The organism is Roseovarius tibetensis, assembly GCF_050896375.1.
Taxonomy (GTDB): Bacteria; Pseudomonadota; Alphaproteobacteria; order Rhodobacterales; family Rhodobacteraceae; genus Roseovarius; species Roseovarius tibetensis.
On sequence record NZ_JBPBBB010000093.1, the window covers coordinates 1 to 4077 of the forward strand.

The following is a 4077-nucleotide window of genomic DNA, read 5'->3' on the forward strand; positions in this document are numbered from 1 at the left end:
GCCGCCGGATTGGGTGGTTTCGAGTCACCCGGAGATTACGCCACATTCAAATTTCAACCAACTTCGCGACACGACCGCGCAGTGGGACGACGCCGGGAACACTGGGTTCGAAGCAGCACGTGCCGGGGAAGACGGTATCCGGTGCGCTTTCGAAAAGGTTGCGTCAAACTCGATGCGCGACCACAAGACCGGCGGGCCGCAGGCCCTCTACGGGCGCCTTTATCAATGGTTGCAGTTCAACAAGTCGAAGAGCGATCCGGGGCCGATCCGCGACGTCCTGCGCGCACATATTCTCGACACGGTGCCAGTCGCCGCCGGCACGAGGCTCTTCGGGCAAGAGGTCGAAAAGCGCCGCCGTCATTCGCTCGTCAGCCTGTCAAGGGCAACAGGGCTGCACTTCAATACCCTCAAGCACGTATTGTCGTCGGCGGGATTTCTCGCCGGGAGTGATGCAAAGAAGGTTGGCGAATGGGCGAGTTTTGATGCGGAAAAGAGTGAAGCGTTCGCACATCGCCTTCTTAACACGATCCCGGTCACAAAGATCCCCGCTTACATCAACTGCAACCGGACGCAGGCCGAGATGTTGGTTCGCGAGGGCATCATCCCGAAGCTTATCCAGGATGGCCAACGATCAGGTCGCACGCTCTTGCAAGTCGCCACCGCGGACCTCGACGCCTTTCTGTGTCGGCTTCGGGCGACCGGGCAGCCTGTTGAAATACCGAGCGCGGGCATGATGGACACGATTGCGGCGTCCGAGATCGCGCGCGAGACCGTCGCCGATATCGTGCAACTCCTGCTCGACGGACGCTTGTCGCGGATTGAGATCGTGTCCGAGGACCTGAAGTTCCGCTCCGTCCTCGTCGATCCACAAGAGGTCCGGCGTGCCGCAGAAGAGGTCGATGACGCCCGCGGCCTGTCCGCAGCCGAAGTGGCAAAGCGGCTGGGCATCTTGAAGTTCGGCGTGTCCCATCTGCGTGAAACACGTGATCCGGATGGTAATCCCGTTTTGCCGGCGATCGAGATCCCCAATGCCCGTGGCACGATCCGTTACCGGTTTTCCGAGGATGCCGTGGCGCGCTTCGCCGCGCATCATGTCTCTCTTACGGACTTGGCAAGGGAGCGTGGCCTCTCGTCGAAGGCGATGGCCAGCCGTCTGCGCGGCCAGAACATCGAGCCGATCAAGCCACGCACCTGTTTGGGGGCTGCGATCTACAGGCGCGCTGATCTCTGACCCGCAGACCGAAACTCCCCGTGAATAAGGCCGCCCAAATGGGCGGCCTTTTTTTATGTCTCGTAAAGTCCTGGCAAGACTGTGGCCGTATTTTCGTGGCAAGCCTTTGCCCGCTCGCGTGGCAAGAATACCGCCGATTTTCGGAGTCGGATTTTCAAGATATTGTTTTTGTGTAGTTTTGTTATTTGAAATCCCGCCGTTTGGCAAAACTACACCCGCATTGACATATGCCGACAATCTTGTTTTGGCCATTTTCGGGAAAAAATGGCCATTTCACAAGTTAAGGGCGGCCATTGATGTAAATCGCGCCGAGTGGCTATATTTGCCTGCCCGCCCCGCTTCTACCGTCTTTTGACGCCTTGAATGGAACATGGGTCCGGGAAGGTGCCCACGGAAATAAAAACTGCAAAAAGTTCTCGACGGCTTCGTGGAAAAGCGCTGTCCGGATGATCTCCGTGCGGTGTTGCCGGGGGCAGCCGGGTCTGCGGTCGATGATGATCTGGCCCATGGATCAAGAAAGGCCGCCGGAACACCTGCGGCCTTGTATGTTTCTGCAATCCGCATGTTCTTCGAAGGATGTCAGATCGACAACTCCGTAGGCGCCCTGACATCGTGGGCGCGCCGCTTTGGCCGTCAGGTCATCGCATGATCCCTTTTTCCGACGGATAGGCATCGCATGCACCTGACCAATCAGATCGAAGTCCGCGTTGTTCGCGAAATTCAGTCCCGCCCGGAAGAGCGATGTCATCGGGGGCTGTTTCGGAAATCGGGTCGTCTTCTCGCGTCGCACCGCATGCGAATGCGAGGCGACGGCTTCGCTGCCGCAAAAGAAAGGCCCCCGCAGTCGCGTTCGACTGCGGGGGCCTTGTCCTCGATCAGCTGTTCCGTAGACCTACTTTTCGTCGAGGGTTCAGGGTTCATCGTCCGCCTCCGGGGCAGGTATGGGATCGTCCGGTGTGCTCCGGGCCGACACATCACCCGTCTTGCGGGACTGCGAGATGTGCAGTTCGAGGCCCATGTTATCGGAGGACAGGTGCTCTGCGTCGCGTGGTGTCTCATCCGCGTCGAACCCGATGAGCATGCCATTCTCGAGCGAGGCGACGCGCTCTGCGGAGTAGTCCTCGACCATCAATCCGTTTCGCGCCATCGCATCGCTATTGATTTCCCTGATCCGGGTCATCGCGTTGAAGATGACGTCCTCGTCGACTTTCTTCTGCGCCGCGACCGATGCGCGGATCTCGTGGACGGCCATGATCCACGTCTGTGCGCGCTCGCCCTGGTAACGATTGAACACCGATGGTACCTCGATCCAGTCGCCGTCCAGTTCCACGGCAATGGCTCCGATATCCTCGGAATACCAGCGGACGCGCACCTCCCGCGATGGGCTGTGCATAAACCACCGGGCGAGGACCTCTGAATGGTAGCGGATCCCGAGCACGGTGATCCCCGTCTTCGTCACGGTGCATTTCAGCCGCGTGCCAAGTGCCTTGCGCCGCATCTTGACGCCTGGCATCGGAGCGACCCCATATTTTTCAACCAGCCTTTTCCAGCAGTTCGCCGGGGTTTCGCCGTTCAGACCGGGATGAGGCGTGCGGTGGTAGACATCCAATATCCAGCGGACCAGCGCCTCGCTCAGATCATCGGAAGAAAGAGCCGCGCGCGCTTCGGCGTCATAGTCGCCTTTCTGGATGGTGTTGCTGAAGGTGCGCCCGCTGAACCGACCGATGAGTTTTGTCGACATCGTGCCGAACACGCGCTCGATCCGGGCCCGAAACTCCGGCATTCCAGCTGGCCCGGCATCGATGTGGATCCCGAGATCAGTGGCCCCGGCACGGGTGTCGAAATCGATGAAGGCGGACCCACAATCGGTCACGATGAGTTCGGGCGTGCCTGACATGTTCCAGGCGGATTGGGCGCCCAAGGCATCGGCCAGGAGACCCTTGTCGCGCACGATCATGTCGATGGTCTGTATCGCGCTGTGCGCACTCGGCGCCCTCGAGAGCTTGATGCCGAGAAAGCACCGGGTGGTCGTACAGATGGCTGCGGTCAGGAACCAGCGGGGTTTCTTTCCCTCCTTGTAGCCGAGGCTGGCCTTTTCCTCGTCGGTCAAGATCGACCAGAGGCCATTCTCCGCCAAAAGATCAATGAGATCGACCTTCCACTCGTCCATCTCAACCCGTTCGAGGGGCCGGGTCAGTTCGAGGCCCTTCCCGACAGGCGCGTTGCGCTTGCGTGCCTCGTCCAGCCCGAACCGGGCGATGTCCATCTCGAAGGGATCAAGTTTCCTGACCGCGAGGCGGATGGTTTCACGCGACGGCATGACCAGAGGAGATTTCCGTTTTTCACCCTCCTGGCTGCTGCGGCGGCGGTTCTCGGCGATGAAGGCGTCGCGTACGTCTTCGACCATGTGGGCAATCGTAGGCTTTTCCATGGTCAGGAAATTCCGGACGGTCTTCGACAAGAGGGCGAGTTCGTCAGGCCCGATGCGGCGGCTGCGGCTCCCGTTCGCGCTGCGACCGTAGAGGGCCGACATGCCATCGCGGCTGAAGGCCGCAACGCGCTTGAGCAGCCTGCCCGCACTGATCTTGGTGGGCACGGTCATCCTGTTGCCTCCGGCCTCGCCCACGTCTCCTTCGCTCGGGATCGACAGGAACCTCCCGGCCCGAAATTTTATCTCGGGCAAGGCTGCAGTCACCGAGGCCTCCGTGCGCTTGACCTTGCCGTCGGCTTCCATCTCGAGGAACGCGCGCACCAGGGATTCGTGGTACTTAGGCTCTGGACCCATTGATTTCAGGTGCGCTGCGTGGTTCACGGCACCGAAAACGGAGCGGTGACATGTCTGATCT

At 60.2% G+C, this 4077-nt stretch carries 2 protein-coding genes; one reads left to right on the forward strand and one right to left on the reverse strand.

Annotation, left to right across the window (positions count from 1 at the left end; all coding sequences use genetic code 11):
- Positions 1-1231: hypothetical protein (locus tag ACROSR_RS20295; RefSeq protein WP_432687690.1), on the forward strand; the 1231-nt coding region annotated here is incomplete at its 5' end.
- 910 nt (positions 1232-2141) lie between these two features.
- On the opposite strand, the gene ACROSR_RS20300 is transcribed toward ACROSR_RS20295, so the two are convergent.
- The coding region (locus tag ACROSR_RS20300; RefSeq protein WP_432687691.1) for a TnsB C-terminal domain-containing protein at positions 2142-4077 on the reverse strand (1936 nt) is incomplete at its 5' end.